Origin of the sequence: Magnetospirillum moscoviense (assembly GCF_001650635.1) — a bacterium.
GTDB lineage: Bacteria > Pseudomonadota > Alphaproteobacteria > Rhodospirillales > Magnetospirillaceae > Magnetospirillum > Magnetospirillum moscoviense.
In genome coordinates, this window is record NZ_LWQU01000123.1 from 1 (window position 1) to 15665 (window position 15665).

At 64.9% G+C, this 15665-nt stretch carries 14 protein-coding genes; 11 read left to right on the top strand and 3 right to left on the bottom strand.

Annotated elements, in window-relative coordinates; translation table 11 throughout:
- Positions 1-320: 320 nt before the first annotated feature.
- Positions 321-1985, bottom strand: coding sequence for a methyl-accepting chemotaxis protein (locus A6A05_RS06500; RefSeq protein ID WP_068498628.1), 1665 nt, complete (start codon positions 1983-1985; stop codon positions 321-323).
- 189 nt (positions 1986-2174) lie between these two features.
- A complete protein-coding gene (locus tag A6A05_RS06505; RefSeq protein WP_068498630.1) occupies positions 2175-3050 on the bottom strand; it encodes a branched-chain amino acid aminotransferase in 876 nt (291 codons plus the stop codon).
- A 92-nt stretch (positions 3051-3142) separates the two neighbouring features.
- Here A6A05_RS06505 and A6A05_RS06510 point away from each other — a divergent pair, with 92 nt between their 5' ends.
- The 3 genes from A6A05_RS06510 to A6A05_RS06520 are packed head-to-tail and all read left to right on the top strand — an operon-like array spanning position 3143 to position 5653.
- Positions 3143-3640, top strand: coding sequence for a MarR family winged helix-turn-helix transcriptional regulator (locus tag A6A05_RS06510; protein ID WP_068498632.1), 498 nt, complete (start codon positions 3143-3145; stop codon positions 3638-3640).
- A 5-nt stretch (positions 3641-3645) separates the two neighbouring features.
- Entirely contained in the window at positions 3646-4326 is a 681-nt protein-coding gene (locus A6A05_RS06515) for a response regulator (RefSeq protein ID WP_068498634.1), read from the top strand.
- A 1-nt stretch (position 4327) separates the two neighbouring features.
- Complete coding sequence (locus A6A05_RS06520; protein ID WP_068498637.1) at positions 4328-5653, top strand: ATP-binding protein; 1326 nt, start codon at positions 4328-4330, stop codon at positions 5651-5653.
- A 142-nt stretch (positions 5654-5795) separates the two neighbouring features.
- Here A6A05_RS06520 and A6A05_RS20720 read toward each other — a convergent pair whose 3' ends face one another.
- A complete protein-coding gene (locus A6A05_RS20720; RefSeq protein WP_156520941.1) occupies positions 5796-5933 on the bottom strand; it encodes a hypothetical protein in 138 nt (45 codons plus the stop codon).
- Between the two features lie 250 nt (positions 5934-6183).
- Here A6A05_RS20720 and A6A05_RS06525 point away from each other — a divergent pair, with 250 nt between their 5' ends.
- From A6A05_RS06525 to A6A05_RS06560, 8 genes are all read left to right on the top strand, one after another.
- Entirely contained in the window at positions 6184-7104 is a 921-nt protein-coding gene (locus A6A05_RS06525; protein ID WP_172822208.1) for a cytochrome c3 family protein, read from the top strand.
- Positions 7101-7715: a cytochrome b/b6 domain-containing protein gene (locus tag A6A05_RS06530; RefSeq protein ID WP_068498639.1), complete on the top strand. Its 615-nt coding sequence runs from the start codon at positions 7101-7103 to the stop codon at positions 7713-7715. Before A6A05_RS06525 ends, A6A05_RS06530 begins: the two co-directional genes overlap by 4 nt.
- Positions 7716-7752: 37 nt before the next feature.
- The gene (locus A6A05_RS06535; protein ID WP_172822210.1) at positions 7753-8802 is read left to right on the top strand and encodes an ethylbenzene dehydrogenase-related protein; all 1050 of its coding nucleotides are present in this window, start codon (positions 7753-7755) and stop codon (positions 8800-8802) included.
- 179 nt (positions 8803-8981) lie between these two features.
- On the top strand, positions 8982-10151 hold the full coding sequence (locus tag A6A05_RS06540; RefSeq protein WP_068498644.1) for an isovaleryl-CoA dehydrogenase: 1170 nt from the start codon (positions 8982-8984) through the stop codon (positions 10149-10151).
- A gap of 2 nt (positions 10152-10153) precedes the next feature.
- On the top strand, positions 10154-11761 hold the full coding sequence (locus A6A05_RS06545) for a carboxyl transferase domain-containing protein (protein WP_068498645.1): 1608 nt from the start codon (positions 10154-10156) through the stop codon (positions 11759-11761).
- A 4-nt stretch (positions 11762-11765) separates the two neighbouring features.
- Positions 11766-12548, top strand: coding sequence for an enoyl-CoA hydratase/isomerase family protein (locus tag A6A05_RS06550; protein WP_068498648.1), 783 nt, complete (start codon positions 11766-11768; stop codon positions 12546-12548).
- Positions 12549-12552: 4 nt separating this feature from the next.
- A complete protein-coding gene (locus A6A05_RS06555) occupies positions 12553-14556 on the top strand; it encodes an acetyl/propionyl/methylcrotonyl-CoA carboxylase subunit alpha (RefSeq protein WP_068498651.1) in 2004 nt (667 codons plus the stop codon).
- Between the two features lie 115 nt (positions 14557-14671).
- Positions 14672-15583: a hydroxymethylglutaryl-CoA lyase gene (locus tag A6A05_RS06560; RefSeq protein ID WP_068498653.1), complete on the top strand. Its 912-nt coding sequence runs from the start codon at positions 14672-14674 to the stop codon at positions 15581-15583.
- Positions 15584-15665: the final 82 nt, after the last annotated feature.

The following is a 15665-nucleotide window of genomic DNA, read 5'->3' on the forward strand; positions in this document are numbered from 1 at the left end:
CAAGTCATGAAAAACGCTATTCTGATGCCGCACGGTGTTGCTCCAATTCGTGTCCAGGAGACGCGCCAAACGTCTGAACACGAGTAGAATCAACGCCGTGCACTCAGTCCACTAAATTAAACCGGACAGCAGTGGGCTTGACCCGGCCATCCCCGCGGTTCCACCCAACCCATTGTTAAAATGACTTTTGTGGTCGGACGCGTGGACCCTCGGGTCAAGCCCGAGGGTGACGAGACAGGGGTATGGGAAAACGCATCCCCCCAGCCGGAGAGGCGCTGAAACCTCCGGAAGACCTGTGGCGCGGCCGGAACCGGCCGGCCTTACGCCTCGCGGATGGCGGCCAGGAAGCGGTCGACCTCGGCCCGCAGGTGGCTGGCCTGGGCCTGCACCAGTTCCACAGCGCTCAACACCTCTCGGGCGGCCTCGTCGGTCATGTGGATGGCCCGGCTGACCTCGTTGATGTTCTCGTAGACCTGATTGGTGCCCGAAGCCGCATGGTCGATGTTGCGGGCGATCTCTTGCGTGGCGGCGCCCTGTTCCTCGATGGCGGCGGCGATGGTGGTGGTGATGCCGTCCATCGACGAGATGGTGTTGCCGATATCCTTGATGGCGCCGACGGTCTGGTTGGTTTCGTTCTGGATGGTCGAGACCTGGGCCGAAATGTCCTCGGTCGCCTTGACGGTCTGGCGGGCCAAGTTCTTGACCTCGGACGCCACCACGGCAAAGCCCTTGCCGGCATCGCCGGCGCGGGCCGCCTCGACCGTGGCGTTGAGGGCCAAAAGGTTGGTCTGCTCGGCGATGCCGGTGATCAGCTCGATGATCTCGCCGATCTTGTCGGCGGCGCCGGCCAGGCCGTTGACGCGGGTGTTGACGCCGTCGGCTTCGCGCGATGCGCTGATCGCCACCTGGTTGGACATGCCGACCTGCTGGGCGATCTCGGTAATCGAGTTCGACAGTTCCTCGGCGGCTTGGGCCACCATCTTGACGTTGGCGTTGGCTTCGTTGGCGTATTGCGCCGCCGACTGGGCGTCGGTGGCCGCCGAGTCCGCCACTTCCACCAGATGGCGGGTGGTGTTGGTCATGGTCTCGGCCGAGGCGGCGACGGTGTTCAGCACTTCGGCCACCGCGGTCTCGAAGCCTGCGATCAGGCCTTCCAGGCGACGCATGCGAGCCTCGCGGGTGGCGGCCGCCTTGCGGGCCTCTTCCTCCATCACCTGCTTGGCGATGGAATTTTCCTTGAACACCTGGACGGCGCGGCCGATGTCGCCCACTTCGTCACGGCGGTCGAGCGCCGGAACCTCGACCGAGATGTCGCCGGCGGCCAACGCGCCCATGCGCACCGTCATGTCGCGGATCGGGGTGGCGATGATGCTGTTGAGAATCCAGCGCACGCCCAGCACCGACAAGATCGCCGCGATGATGCCGCCAATGGTCAGGAAGGTCAGGATCTGGCGCAGCTTCGCTTCGGTATCGGCGGTCGATAGCGACGAGGACAAAACGGCGATGACGTCGCCAGATTCCATTCCCATGCCGCCATGGCAGGCGAAGCACACCTCTTCCTTGGCGCCTTCGGTGACGCCCAGGACGATGGGATAGGCATAGCGGTAATAGCCGTCGATCATGCGGCCGACCGGCTCCTTGCTGGAAAAGGCTTCGGCGTCGATGGCATCGACCGGCTTCTTGGGCGCCTTCGATGGCTCGGTCTCGGCCATGTAGGCGGTGACCTTCTCGCCCCAGGCGCTCCACACCTTGCCGGGATAATGGATGTTGCGGCTGTCGAACCAGTTGTTGAACACCTGGATGCCGATATTGTCGCCATCCTCGGGCCGCTTGGCCATGACGTTCAGAATCAAGGCATGCAGCGACGTCATCTCGTTATGAGACAGTTGCTGAAGCTGGCGCTCCATTTCGGAGCGCTCGAAGCGGGCGATAACCAGGACGACACTGGCCACCAAGGTGATGACGCCGACGCCGACGATGATCATGAAGCGGCTCGAGAGCCTGAGATTCCGCCAAGCCTGCACGCTTGTCCGTCCTTCCTGAGTTCTTCGGCCGTCGCCCCCAACGCCCTGCCGAATAAGGTCCTTGACCCAGTCAGAGACTATTATGAAAGGCCGGTATTGGGAATACCGGCCTTTCGAGAAACGCACAAAAAGTTTTGTGGACTGGAATGATTATTCCCTGACCAACGCTTCGTAGTCGGCGATCAACTGCCGCGAGACCTCGCCGGGAGTGAAAGTATAGGGGCCGATCTCGCGGACCGGGGTGACCTCGGCGGCGGTGCCGGTCAGGAAACACTCGCTGGCCTTGGCCATTTCCTCGGGGAAGATCGCCCGTTCCACCACCTTGATGCCGCGCTGCTTGGCCAGGGCGATCACGGTCTGACGGGTGATGCCGTTCAGGAAGCAGTCGGGGGTGGGGGTGTGCAGCTCGCCGTCAAAGACGAAGAACACGTTGGCGCCGGTGGCTTCGGCGACCTGGCCGCGCCAATCCATCATCAGGCTGTCCTCGAAGCCGTCACCCTCGGCCTTGTGCTTGCTCATGGTGCAGATCATGTAAAGGCCGGCCGCCTTCGAGGCGGTGGGCGCGGTCTCGGGGTGCGGGCGCTTCCATTCGCTGATGTTGAGGCGGATGCCGCGCATGCGGGCCTCGGGCGACCAATAGCTGGGCCGGCTCCACACCGCGATGGCGACATGGATGCGGTTGGCCTGGGCGGCGACGCCCATCATTTCCGAACCGCGCCAAGCGACCGGGCGGACATAGCCGTCGACGATGTTGTTGGCCTTGATCACCTGGGTGGTGGCGGCGTCGATCTCGGCGGCGCTAAAGGGCACCTTCATGCCCAGGATCTCGCCCGACTTGACCAGCCGCTCGGAATGTTCGGTCAGCTTGAACACCTTGCCGCCATACACCCGCTCGCCTTCGAACACGCAACTGCCGTAATGCAGGCCGTGGGTCAGCACGTGAACCTTGGCGTCACGCCACGGCAACAGCTTGCCGTCGAACCAGATGAAGCCATCACGATCGTCGAAGGGGAGGACACCAGCCATCGGAGTTTCCGTTCGCAAGAGGGGTGGGCAGAGTTATAAAGTTACCGTTACGCACTTGCGTCGAGTAACATTTTGAGGCCATATATGTCAATATGACTGACATAAAGACCGGCATCAATCCCCTCTTCCTGCGCGAGGAGGAGCTGCGCCAAGGCATCGAACTGCTGTTCTTCGCCTATCGCGACTTCACGTCCGAGCCCGACGCCATCCTGGCCGATTACGGGTTCGGCCGGGCGCATCACCGGGTCATCTATTTCGTCGGCCGCAATCCCGGCATGACGGTGTCGGAGCTGCTGGACATTCTGCGCATCACCAAGCAATCGCTGTCGCGGGTGCTGGGGCAATTGGTGGACGAAGGGTTTGTCACCCAGAAGCCGGGCATCCGCGACCGCCGCCAGCGCCTGTTGGCCCTGACCGAGAAGGGCATCGAGCTGGAGCGCCAGCTGACCGAGCGTCAGCGCGCCCGGATCGCGCGGGCCTATCGCGAGGCCGGGGCCGAGGCGGTCGAGGGCTTCCGCAAGGTCATGCTGGGCCTGATCGACGAGGCCGACCGCCCGCGCTTCCCCCTGCGGCAGCCCCCCCGACGGTAGGTGCCATGGACGACAAACCGCACATCCTGGTGGTCGACGACGATAAAAGGCTGCGCGAGCTGCTGCGCAAATATCTGGCCGACAACGATTATCTGGTGACGGTGGCCGAGGATGCCGCCGACGCGCGGGCCAAGCTGGCGGTGCTGGCGGTCGATCTGATCGTCCTGGACGTGATGATGCCGGGCGAGGACGGCATTTCGCTGACGCGGGGCATTCGCGGCGAGTTGGGGGTGCCGATCCTGCTGCTGACCGCCATGGGCGAGGTCGAGGACCGCATCAACGGGCTGGAGGCCGGGGCCGACGATTACCTGACCAAGCCGTTCGAGCCGCGCGAGCTGCTGTTGCGCATCGCCTCGATCCTGCGCCGGACCCCGAAGGCCGAACCGGCCGGCCAGCTGTTGCGGCTGGGCCTGTTCACCTGGGATCCGGCCCGCGCCGAATTGATGCGCGGCGACGACATGGTGCACCTGACCACCGCCGAGCGCGACCTGATGACCATCCTGGCCGGTGCCGCCGGGCAGGCGGTCGAGCGCGACGATCTGGCGGCCAGGACCGGCAATTCGGCCAATGCGCGCGCCATCGACGTCCAGGTGACGCGCCTGCGCAAGAAGCTGGAGGACGACCCGCGCAGCCCGCGCTATCTGCAAACGGTGCGCGGCCAGGGCTATATGCTGAGGCCCGACTGACATGATCCACCCGGGCGCCTGGTTGAAAAGACTGGCCCCGCAGGGCCTGTTGGCGCGCTCGCTGTTGATCATCGTGACGCCGCTGATCGTGGTCCAGCTGGTCAGCACCTTCATCTTCTATACCAGCCACTGGGACACCATCGCCAAGCGCCTGGCGCAAGGCCTGGCCGGCGATGTCGGCGGGGTGATCGAGATGATGCGGGCCTTCCCCGACCCGGAAAGCCAACTTCGGGTGATGCGCATCGCCGCCAACAAGATGGACCTGGACATCCGCTTCCATGCCGGCGGCATCCTGCCCAACGTTCCGCCGCCCAAGACCTTAGGCATCATGGAGGCGTCGCTTTACGACGCGCTGGGCGAGCGGGTGCAGCGCCCGTTCATGGTCGACTTCACCTCGTTCGAGCGCGAGGTGCCGATCAGGGTGCAATTGTCCGACGGGCTGCTGGAAGTGTTCGTGCCCAGGAAGCGCCTGTTCTCGTCGACCACCTATATTTTCGTGCTGTGGATGATCGGCACCTCGATGCTGCTGTTGGGCATCGCCATCGTCTTCATGCGCAACCAGGTGCGCAGCGTCAGGAAGCTGGCCACCGCCGCCGACCGCTTCGGGCGCGGCCTGGAAGTGCCCAACTTCAAGCCCGAGGGCGCCATCGAGGTGCGCCAGGCGGCGCACGCCTTCAACGTCATGCGCGAGCGCCTGAAGCGCCAGATCCAGCAGCGCACCGAGATGCTGGCCGGCGTCTCGCACGATCTGCGCACGCCGCTGACCCGGATGAAACTGCAATTGGCCATGCTGGGCGAGATCGAGGGCCGCGCCGACCTGGAAGAGGACGTCCACGAGATGGAGCGGATGGTCGAAGGCTATCTGGCCTTTGCGCGGGGCGAAGGCAGCGAGGCGCCGGAACCGGCCGAGCTGGGCGCGCTGGTCGAAGAGGTGGCCGGGCGCTTCCGGCGCGAGGGGCGTGAACTGGACGTCCATGTCGAAAGCCGGATCACCCTGGCATTGCGCAGCCATGCCCTGGCCCGTGCGCTGTCGAACCTGATCGGCAACGCCTTTCGTTATGGCGGCCATGTGTGGGTGCGGGTGGTGCGCCTGGACGACGCGGTCGAGGTGATCGTCGATGATGACGGCCCCGGCATCCCGGCCGACAAGCGCGAGCAGGTGTTCAAGCCGTTCCTGCGGCTGGAAGGATCGCGCAACATCGCCACCGGCGGCGTCGGGCTGGGCCTGACCATCGCCCGCGACATCGCGCGCGGCCATGGCGGCGAGGTGGTGCTGGAAGACAGCCCGCTGGGCGGCCTTAGGGCCAGGCTGCGCCTGCCGGCGTAAGACAGGCCGCGTGGGCGGCGTGCGGACAGTTGTAATCGACGGTGGCGCAGGCGCCCGGGCGGCACCGCGTCCTGGTCGGGCGCATTTCCCACTTGTCGGGCATGAACCACGCGCGGGTGAAGGCTTGGGCGTCCTCGTCCCGTTAGAACCCGAACTCGCCATGGTCGATGACGGTGAAGGTGCTGCGGCAATTGGCCTGGCACCAGCGTTCCATCGCCAGATGCATCTCGACCACATAACCGCCGGCGACGCCGTCGTCGCCCAGAACGCAGTATCGCATCGCTCTTATCCTGTTGGTATGGGTGAAGGCAGCGCACCTCATGATTGTGTCGAGGGGCTGGGCGTGGCGACAGACTCGGCTTGTAAGGAGAAGCGCCCAATTGTGACGGACGCAAAGCTTCGCCGGTTCTTCAACCAGCTTGCAAACTAGGCCAATGGGCGTACCATATGGAGTTTGATATTTGTCAATCCCGGGGGCATGGATGACGGTCCTGAAGGAATTCCTCCCGAAGATTTGGCTGTTACTCGCCGTGTTTTTGGTCGTCTCGCCCGCTTGGGCGCAAGGGGACGCCAAGTCGATCAATCCGGAACTGCTGGAAAAGATCCGCAAGTCGAATGCCGAGTGTTTCGCTTGCCACAGCGAAGCGGGGCTGAAAAATCCGCCGCTTCCGGGCCTGGACCTCGCCAAGCTTCGCGAAACCATCCGCGACGACGAGGTGTTCAAGAACTCGAATCACGGCAAGATGGAATGCCGCCAGTGCCATGGCCAGGGCTACCAGGCCTATCCCCACGCGGTCGGTTCCAAGCAATTGATCAGTCCTTGCGAACAGTGCCACGCCGTCCAGGTGATGAAGGCCGAGATGCAGTTCGACAACTCGGTGCACGCCAAGAACCTGAAGGACAAGTTCACCTGCAGCACCTGCCATGACCCGCATGTGGCGCTGGCGGCGGCCAAGCTTGGCGATCCGCGCAAGGCGGCGGCCCAGGACAACCACATGTGCCTGGAATGTCACAATTCAGACCTGACCTTCGCCAAGTATGCGCCGGCCGACAAGAAGCGCCCGAACATCGACAAGATTCATGCCTGGCTCCCCAACACGCGCCTGCACTGGGACGCGGTGCGGTGCGTCGATTGCCACACCCCGGTCGCCAAGACGCTGTCGCACGAGATCGCCAACAAGGACAAGGCCGAGCGCAATTGCGTGACGTGCCACAGTACCAACACCGCGCTGGCGACCAGGCTTTACCGGCATGTCGCCAAGACCGAGGCCAACACCTACGGCTTCGCCAACAGCGCCTTGCTGAACTCGATCTACGTGGTCGGGGCCACCCGCCATCCGCTGCTGGACTGGGCGATGGTCGGACTGGTCGCGGCTACGGTCGCCGGCGTGCTGGGGCACGGTCTGGTACGCATCATCCTGGCGTGGCGTCGTAACAGGAGCGGACGATGAGCGAGCGCATCTATCTCCTGCCGGTATGGATCAGGGCCTGGCATTGGTGCAATGCCGTGCTGATCCTGACCCTGATCGTCACCGGGGCCAGCCTGCATTTTTCCGACCCGAACCTGCCCTTGCTGGAATTCTCGCGGGCGGCCAGCGTCCATAACGTGGCGGGTGTGGCCTTGGCGTCGCTTTACGGGTTGTTCGTGGTCGCCAACATCGTCAGCGGCAATTGGTGGCAGTACGTGCCCAAGCCGCCTGGCATCGGTCACCGCTGCATGGTCCAGGCCCGCTATTACGCCTATGGCATCTTTCGCGGCGAAAGCCACCCCTATCCGCCCACGCGTGAGGCCAACTTCAACGCCCTTCAGGCCTTGGTCTACTGGTTTGTCATGTACATTCTGGTGCCGACCGTGGTGGCCACCGGCCTGGTGTTCATGAACCCGGAAATCGCCCCAGAGCGTCTGTTCGGCTTGGACGGGCTGCTGCCGGTCGCGGTGCTGCATTACCTCAGCGGAACCATCATCACCCTGTTCGTCGTCGCCCACATCTATCTGGGCACGACCGGGGTCACGGTGACCAGCCTGTTCAAGATGATGATTACCGGTTGGCACGAACATTGAACAACAAATTTTAGGAGTGAACGTCATGAAAAAACTGATGAGTTCAGTTGCGATCGTTCTGCCGTTGCTGCTGTCCGCTGGCGTGGCCAACGCCCAGGAAAAGCCCAAGAGCTTCAAGCCGGTCCCGGTCACCGCCGTCAAGGCCGCCGCCGCGCCGGTCCTGGACGGGGACGCCTCGGACGCCGTGTGGAAGGCCGCCCCGGTGGTCAAGTTCGACGCCATCAAGGGCGTCAACTTCAAGGACAATCTGGGCAACACCAGCGGCACCGTCCAGGCGGCCTATGCCGGCGACATGCTGTACATGCTGGTGACCTATGACGACCCGACCTTGTCGGTTCGCCGGTCGCCTTTCGTCAAGCAGCCGGACGGCTCGTGGGTCAAGCTGAAGGACCCGGACGACAAGGGCGGCGACAACAACAAGTTCTACGAGGACAAGATGGCCGCCATCTGGAACAGCGGCGGCACGATCTTCGGTTTCAACGAGCGTTTCTCGTGCCAGGCCGCCTGCCATGCCGGCGAGCCGGGCAAGCCCTATGGCAACAAATACACCATGGAAGAAGGCGAGATGGGCGATATGTGGCATCTGAAGTATGTCCGCGGCGGCGCCATCGGCCAGATCGACGACCAATATCTCGACCATACCCGCTATGACCCCGAGAAGGCCAAGGAAGCCGGGCGCAAGTCCGACGCCAAGACCGGCGGCGGCTACGAGGACGTCAAGCTGGTCGATGGCAAGCCGGAATTCATGAGCAAGGACGCCAAGGCCGCCAACAAGGGCGGCACCTATTGGCTGAAGGCCGAGGACAAGGTGGCCTTCGACAATTCCAAGTTCGCGGCCGGCGACGAGATCGCCTCGATCATGGTGGCCCCCTTCACCGGCGACCGCGGCGATATCGCGACCGGGGCCAAGTGGGCCAACGGCAAGTGGACGGTGGAAATCGCCCGCAAGCTGGTGACCGGCTCGAAGACCGACGTCCAGTTCGACGACATGGCCAAGGCCTATGGGTTCGGACTGGGCTTCTTCGATAACGCCCAGGTCCGCCACGCCTTCATCCAGGAGCCGCTGCATCTGGTCTTCCAGAAATAGCTGCTGGCATGGACGAAAGGGGCCGGCCGGTCACGCGGCCGGCCCCGCTTTTTTATGAGTTTCGTTTGTGGTGACAAGTGGTCGGTTGTGACGTCCAATCGTCGCCACACGACACTTGATCTCCGATTAAAAAAACGTATGCTCGTTTAAATTCCGTCACGCGAGGCAGGGAGCGCCCGATGTACGCCTTCAACGCCACCATGAATTTCGACCTGGGCGAGACCGCCGACATGCTGCGCGACCAGGTCGCCGCCTTCGCGGCCGCCGAGATCGCCCCCCTGGCGGCCGAGATCGACCAAACCAACGAGTTCCCCAACCAGCTGTGGCGCAAGCTGGGCGACATGGGCCTGTTGGGCATCACGGTGGAAGAGGAATATGGCGGCACCGGCATGGGCTATCTCGAACATGTCATCGCCATGGAGGAAATTTCTCGCGCCTCGGCCTCGGTCGGCCTGTCCTATGGGGCGCATTCCAACCTGTGCGTCAACCAGATCCGCCGCAACGGCAGCGCCGCCCAGAAGGCCAAGTACCTGCCCAAGCTGATCACCGGCGAGCATGTCGGCGCCCTGGCCATGAGCGAGCCCAATGCCGGTTCCGACGTGGTGTCGATGAAGCTTCGGGCCGAGAAGAAGGGCGACCGCTACATCCTGAACGGCACCAAGATGTGGATCACCAACGGCCCCGACGCCGACACCCTGGTGGTCTATGCCAAGACCGACATGGCCGCCGGCCCCAAGGGCATCACCACCTTCATCATCGAGAAGGGCTTCAAGGGCTTCTCGGTGGCGCAGAAGCTGGACAAGCTGGGCATGCGCGGCTCGAACACCGGGGAATTGGTGTTCACCGATTGCGAGGTGCCGGAAGAAAACGTGCTGGGTTTCGTCGGCAAGGGCGTCAACGTGCTGATGAGCGGCCTGGATTACGAACGCGCCGTACTGGCCGCCGGCCCCTTGGGCATCATGCGGGCCTGCATGGATGTGGTGGTGCCCTATATCCACGAACGCACCCAGTTCGGCCAGGCCATCGGCACCTTCCAGCTGATGCAGGGCAAGATCGCCGACATGTACACCACCATGAATGCCTGCCGCGCCTATGCCTATGCGGTGGCCAAAGCCTGCGACCGCGCCGAGACCAGCCGCAAGGACGCCGCCGGCGTGATCCTTTACTGCGCCGAAAAGGCCACCTGGATGGCGCTGGAAGCGATCCAGACCCTGGGCGGCAACGGTTACATCAATGAATTCCCGGCCGGGCGCCTGCTGCGCGACGCCAAGCTTTACGAGATCGGCGCCGGCACCTCGGAAATCCGCCGTATGCTGATCGGTCGCGAACTGTTCGAAGAGACCAAATAGCCATGTCGGTGATCAAAAGCGCCATCAACCCGCGGTCGGACGAGTTCAAGAAGAACGCCGCCGTGACGCAAGAGCTGGTCGACGACCTCAAAAGGGTGGTGGCCCAGGTCAAGCAGGGCGGCGGCCCGGTCGCCCGCGACCGCCACCTGGCGCGCGGCAAGCTGTTGCCGCGCGAACGCATCCGCCGGCTGCTCGATGTCGGCTCGCCCTTCCTGGAATTGTCGCAGCTGGCCGCCTGGGAGATGTATTCCAAGGACGTCATGGGTGCCGGCATCATCACCGGCATCGGCTCGGTGGCCGGGCAGGAATGCATGATCGTCGCCAATGACGGCACGGTGAAGGGGGGGTCCTATTACCCGCTGACCGTCAAGAAGCACCTGCGCGCCCAGGAAATCGCCAAGGAAAACAACCTGCCCTGCATCTATCTGGTGGAATCGGGCGGCGCCAACCTGCCCAACCAGGACGAGGTGTTTCCCGACCGCGACCATTTCGGCCGCATCTTCTATAACCAGGCGCAGATGAGCGCCCAGGGCATTCCGCAGATCTCGGTGGTGCATGGTTCCTGCACGGCGGGCGGCGCCTATATCCCGGCGATGAGCGACGAATCGGTGATCGTCAAGGGCCAGGGCACCATTTTCCTGGGCGGGCCGCCGCTGGTGCGGGCCGCCACCGGCGAGATCGTCACCGCCGAGGAACTGGGCGGCGCCGACGTCCATTGCCGCACCTCGGGCGTCACCGATCATTATGCCCAGGATGACGGCCACGCGCTGGCCATCGCCCGGCGTATCGTCGGCACCTTGAACCGGTCCAAGCCGGTCGGCCTGGATGTCGTCGCCCCGGAAGAGCCGCGTTACGATCCCAAGGAACTGTACGGCATCATCCCGGCCGATCCGCGTAAGCCCTATGACGTGCGCGAGGTCATCGCCCGCCTGGTCGATGGATCGCGGCTGGAAGAGTTCAAGCAGAATTACGGCACCACCCTGGTCTGCGGTTTCGCGCGGATCTGGGGCTATCCGGTCGGCATCGTCGCCAATAACGGCATCCTGTTCTCGGAATCGGCGCAAAAGGGCGCCCATTTCGTCGAATTGTGCAGCCAGCGCGGAATTCCGCTGATCTTCTTGCAAAACATCACCGGCTTCATGGTCGGCAAGAAGTACGAAGCCGGCGGCATCGCCAAGGACGGCGCCAAGATGGTGACCGCCGTGGCCTGCGCCAAGGTTCCCAAATTCACCCTGATCATCGGCGGCAGCTTCGGGGCCGGCAATTACGGCATGTGCGGGCGCGCCTATCAGCCGCGCTTCATGTGGATGTGGCCGACCGGCCGGGTCTCGGTGATGGGCGGCGAACAGGCGGCCGGCGTCATGGCCCAGATCAAGAAGGATGCCATGGCCGCCAAGGGCGAAAGCTGGGACCCGGCGGAGGAGGAAGCCTTCAAGGCCCCGATCCGCGCCCAGTACGAAACGCAAGGCCATCCCTATTATGCCGGCGCGCGGCTGTGGGACGACGGTCTGATCGACCCGGCCGACACCCGCATGACCCTGGCGCTGGGGATTTCCGCCTCTCTTAACGCACCGATCGAGCCGACCCGGTTCGGCGTGTTCAGGATGTAAGACCATGAGCGCGCTGATCATCGACACCAAGACCTGTGTCCGCTTCATCACCCTGAACCGGCCCGAGCGCCACAATGCGTTCGACGACGGTCTGATCGCCGAACTGACCCAGGCCTTCCTGGCCGCGTCCGCCGATGATGGCGTGCGGGTGGTGGTGCTGGATTCGGTCGGCAAAAGCTTTTCCGCCGGGGCCGACCTCGAATGGATGAAGCGGATGGCCGGCTATGACCGCGCCCGCAACCTGGAAGACGCCAAGGCGCTGGCCCGGCTGATGCAGGTGATCGACCAATGCCCGAAGCCGACCATCGCGGTGGTGCAAGGTGCCGCCTATGGCGGCGGAGTCGGGCTGGCCGCGACATGCGACATGGTGGTCGCCGCCGACCATGCCCTGTTCTGCCTGTCCGAGGTCAAGCTGGGCATCATTCCGGCGGTGATCAGCCCCTATGTGGTGCGCGCCATCGGGGCGCGGGCGTCCCGGCGCTATTTCCAGACCGCCGAGACCTTCGCGGCGACCAAGGCGGCCGAGCTGGGGCTGGTGTCGGAAGTGGCTTCGCCCGAGCAGTTGATTGCCGTCCGCGATCGCTGGATCGCGGCCTTGCTGGTCAACGGGCCGGCGGCCATGGCGGCGGCCAAGGATCTGGCGGTGCAGGCGGCCGAGCGAACGCTCGATGATTCCTTGCGGGTGTGGACCGCCGAACGCATCGCCGATCTTCGCGCTTCCGACGAAGGCAAGGAAGGCGTCACCGCCTTCCTGGAACGGCGCAAACCATCGTGGATCGGGGGCTGATCCGATGTTCGACAAAATCCTGATTGCCAACCGGGGCGAGATCGCGGTCCGTGTCATCCGCACCGCCAAGCGCCTGGGCATCCGCACCGTGGCGGTCTATTCCGAGGCCGATGCCAACGCCCTTCATGTCCGCTTGGCCGACGAAGCCATCCTGATCGGGCCGGCGGCGGCGGCCGAATCCTATCTGGTGGCCGACAAGATCCTGGCCGCCGCCAAGGCGACCGGGGCCCAGGCCATCCATCCCGGCTATGGTTTCCTGTCGGAAAACGCTTGCTTCGCCGAAGCCTGCGCGGCCCAGGGTGTCACCTTCATCGGCCCGCCGGCCGGGGCGATCCGCGCCATGGGCTCGAAGGCGGAATCGAAGCGGCTGATGGAAGCGGCCCGGGTGCCGATGGTGCCGGGCTATCACGGTGCCGACCAGTCCGACGCGGTGCTGACCCAGGCGGCCGGCGAGATCGGCTATCCGTTGCTGGTCAAGGCCTCGGCCGGCGGCGGCGGCAAGGGCATGCGGGTGGTTCGGGCCGAGGCCGAACTGGCCAGCGCCATCGCCGGTGCCAGGCGCGAGGCCAAGGCTTCGTTCGGCGATGATTCGCTGCTGCTGGAGCGCTATCTCGACCATCCCCGCCATGTGGAAATCCAAGTGTTCTGCGACCGCTTGGGCAACGGCATCTATCTGTTCGAGCGTGACTGCTCGGCCCAGCGCCGCCACCAGAAGGTGATCGAGGAGGCGCCGGCCCCGCTGCTGCCCGACGAGATCCGCCAGGCCATGGGCGAGGCGGCGGTGCAGGCGGCCAAGGCGGTGTCCTATGAAGGGGCCGGCACCGTCGAGTTCCTGTTCCAGGACGGGCAGTTCTATTTTATCGAGATGAACACCCGCCTGCAGGTCGAGCATCCGGTGACCGAGATGATCACCGGCCAGGATCTGGTGGAATGGCAATTGCTGGTGGCCGCCGGCCGGCCGCTGCCCCTGGGCCAGCACGAGCTGATCCGCAAGGGCCATGCCTTCGAGGCCCGCCTTTATGCCGAGGACCCGGCCAAGGACTTCCTGCCGGCCACCGGCCGGCTGGTCCATCTGGTGCCGCCGCTGTCCAGCCCCCATGTCCGTGTCGATACCGGCGTGGTCGAGGGTGACGAGGTCACCGCCTTCTACGACCCGATGATCGCCAAGCTGATCGTGTGGGACGAGGACCGCGATTCGGCGCTGCGCCGTCTGCGCCGGGCCTTGGCCGATTACGAGGTGGCCGGGCTGGTCACCAACATCTCGTTCCTGGCCGCCATCGCCGGACATCCGGCCTTCGCTGCCTTCGAGATGGATACCGGCTTCATCGACCGCCACCGGGCCGACCTGATCCCGGCTTCGCGGCCGGTGCCGGCCGCCGCCCTGGCTTTTGCCGCCGCCGCCCTGCTGCTGGACCGGGAAGACCATGCCGCCGCCGCCGCGGCTCGCTCGGGCGATCGCTGGTCGCCCTGGCACCAGACCGGCGGCTGGCGGATGAACGACGACAACCACCATGATTTCCGCCTGATCGACGCCGATGCGGTGCGGCTGGTCACCGTCCATTTCCGCACCGATGGCTGGGAGGTCGATCTGGACGGCGGGACCATGCGGGTCCGCGGTGCCGGCCGTCAGGGCCGACGCATCACCGCCGAACTGGACGGCGAGCGCCGCTCGGCCTCGGTGGTGACCGACGGTTTCGACATCACCGTGCTGCTGGACGGCGCCAGTTGGCGCCTGAAGCTTGACGATCCGTCGGCCAAGGCCGCCGACCAGGATGGGCCGGGCTCGTTGGCGGCGCCGATGACCGGGCGGGTGGTGCAGGTGCTGGTGGCGGCCGGCGACCGGGTCGAACGCGGCCAGCCCTTGATGGTGGTCGAGGCGATGAAGATGGAACACACCATCGCAGCACCCGCCGACGGCACGGTCAAGGAGGTGCTGTACGCGGTGGGCGATCAGGTGGCCGACGGCGCCGAATTGCTGGCCTTCGACGCCGACGAGGCCAAGAAATGATGAGGCGCTCTCCCGTCATTCCCGCGAATGCGGGAATCCAGGAACCGGGGACGCGGCGGCGGTACACCCCCTGGGTCCCCGCCTGCGCGGGGACGACGACAGAGGGGAGTTGGCGATGACCTTGCCCCGCGCCGTCAGGATCGTCGAGGTCGGCCCGCGCGACGGACTGCAGAACGAGGCGCAGCCGGTGCCGGTCGCCGTCAAGGTCGAGCTGATCGAGCGGCTGGCCGCCGCAGGCTTGACAGCCATCGAGGCCGGCAGCTTCGTGTCGCCCAAATGGGTGCCGCAGATGGCGTCGTCGGCCGAGGTGATGGCCGCCATCACCCGCTGTCCGGGTGTCAGCTATCCGGTTCTGGTGCCCAACCTGCAAGGGCTTGAGCAGGCGCTGGCGGCCGGCGCCGCCGACATCGCGGTGTTCGCCGCCGCCTCGGAAAGCTTCTCGAAGAAGAACATCAATTGCACCATCGCCGAAAGCCTGGATCGCTTCGCCCCGGTGATCGACAAGGCGCTGGCGGCGGGGCTGGTGGTTCGCGGCTATGTCAGTTGCGTGCTGGGCTGTCCCTATGAAGGCGACATCGCCGCCGAAGCGGTGGCCGATGTCGCCCGCCGCCTGCTGGATATGGGCTGCGCCGAAATTTCCTTGGGCGACACTATCGGCACCGGCACGCCGGGCAAGGCCCAGGCCCTGATCGAGACGGTCGCCGCCCGGGTGCCGGTCGAGCGCCTGGCGGCCCACTTCCACGACACCTACGGCCAGGCGCTGGCCAACATCTTCGCGGTGATGGAAAAGGGGGTGGCGGCGGTCGATTCCTCGGTCGCCGGCCTGGGCGGCTGCCCCTATGCCAAGGGCGCCTCCGGCAATGTCGCCACCGAGGACGTGGTCTACATGCTGAACGGCCTGGGGATCACCACCGGCATCGATCTGGACAAGCTGGTCCAGGCCGGCGATTTCATTTGCCGCGAGTTGGGTCGTACCACCGAATCGAAGTTCGCCAGGGCCAAGGGCTGCGCGATGATTTCAGGTTGAAATCCTCGCGCCCCAGCGGCCATTGCGGCCGCGGCCAAGCATGCCGGAGGCATGCGCTAAGGCAGAGGGGCAGAAAAGAATG

What these genes read in the sequence shown, in the direction of transcription:
- A6A05_RS06500 (WP_068498628.1), bottom strand. Translation starts at nt 1,985, where the DNA reads ATGATCATCGTCGGCGTCGGCGTCATCACCTTGGTGGCCAGTGTCGTC.
- A6A05_RS06505 (WP_068498630.1), bottom strand. Translation starts at nt 3,050, where the DNA reads ATGGCTGGTGTCCTCCCCTTCGACGATCGTGATGGCTTCATCTGGTTC.
- A6A05_RS06510 (WP_068498632.1), top strand. Translation starts at nt 3,143, where the DNA reads ATGACTGACATAAAGACCGGCATCAATCCCCTCTTCCTGCGCGAGGAG.
- A6A05_RS06515 (WP_068498634.1), top strand. Translation starts at nt 3,646, where the DNA reads ATGGACGACAAACCGCACATCCTGGTGGTCGACGACGATAAAAGGCTG.
- A6A05_RS06520 (WP_068498637.1), top strand. Translation starts at nt 4,328, where the DNA reads ATGATCCACCCGGGCGCCTGGTTGAAAAGACTGGCCCCGCAGGGCCTG.
- A6A05_RS20720 (WP_156520941.1), bottom strand. Translation starts at nt 5,933, where the DNA reads ATGCGATACTGCGTTCTGGGCGACGACGGCGTCGCCGGCGGTTATGTG.
- A6A05_RS06530 (WP_068498639.1), top strand. Translation starts at nt 7,101, where the DNA reads ATGAGCGAGCGCATCTATCTCCTGCCGGTATGGATCAGGGCCTGGCAT.
- A6A05_RS06535 (WP_172822210.1), top strand. Translation starts at nt 7,753, where the DNA reads ATGAGTTCAGTTGCGATCGTTCTGCCGTTGCTGCTGTCCGCTGGCGTG.
- A6A05_RS06540 (WP_068498644.1), top strand. Translation starts at nt 8,982, where the DNA reads ATGTACGCCTTCAACGCCACCATGAATTTCGACCTGGGCGAGACCGCC.
- A6A05_RS06545 (WP_068498645.1), top strand. Translation starts at nt 10,154, where the DNA reads ATGTCGGTGATCAAAAGCGCCATCAACCCGCGGTCGGACGAGTTCAAG.
- A6A05_RS06550 (WP_068498648.1), top strand. Translation starts at nt 11,766, where the DNA reads ATGAGCGCGCTGATCATCGACACCAAGACCTGTGTCCGCTTCATCACC.
- A6A05_RS06555 (WP_068498651.1), top strand. Translation starts at nt 12,553, where the DNA reads ATGTTCGACAAAATCCTGATTGCCAACCGGGGCGAGATCGCGGTCCGT.
- A6A05_RS06560 (WP_068498653.1), top strand. Translation starts at nt 14,672, where the DNA reads ATGACCTTGCCCCGCGCCGTCAGGATCGTCGAGGTCGGCCCGCGCGAC.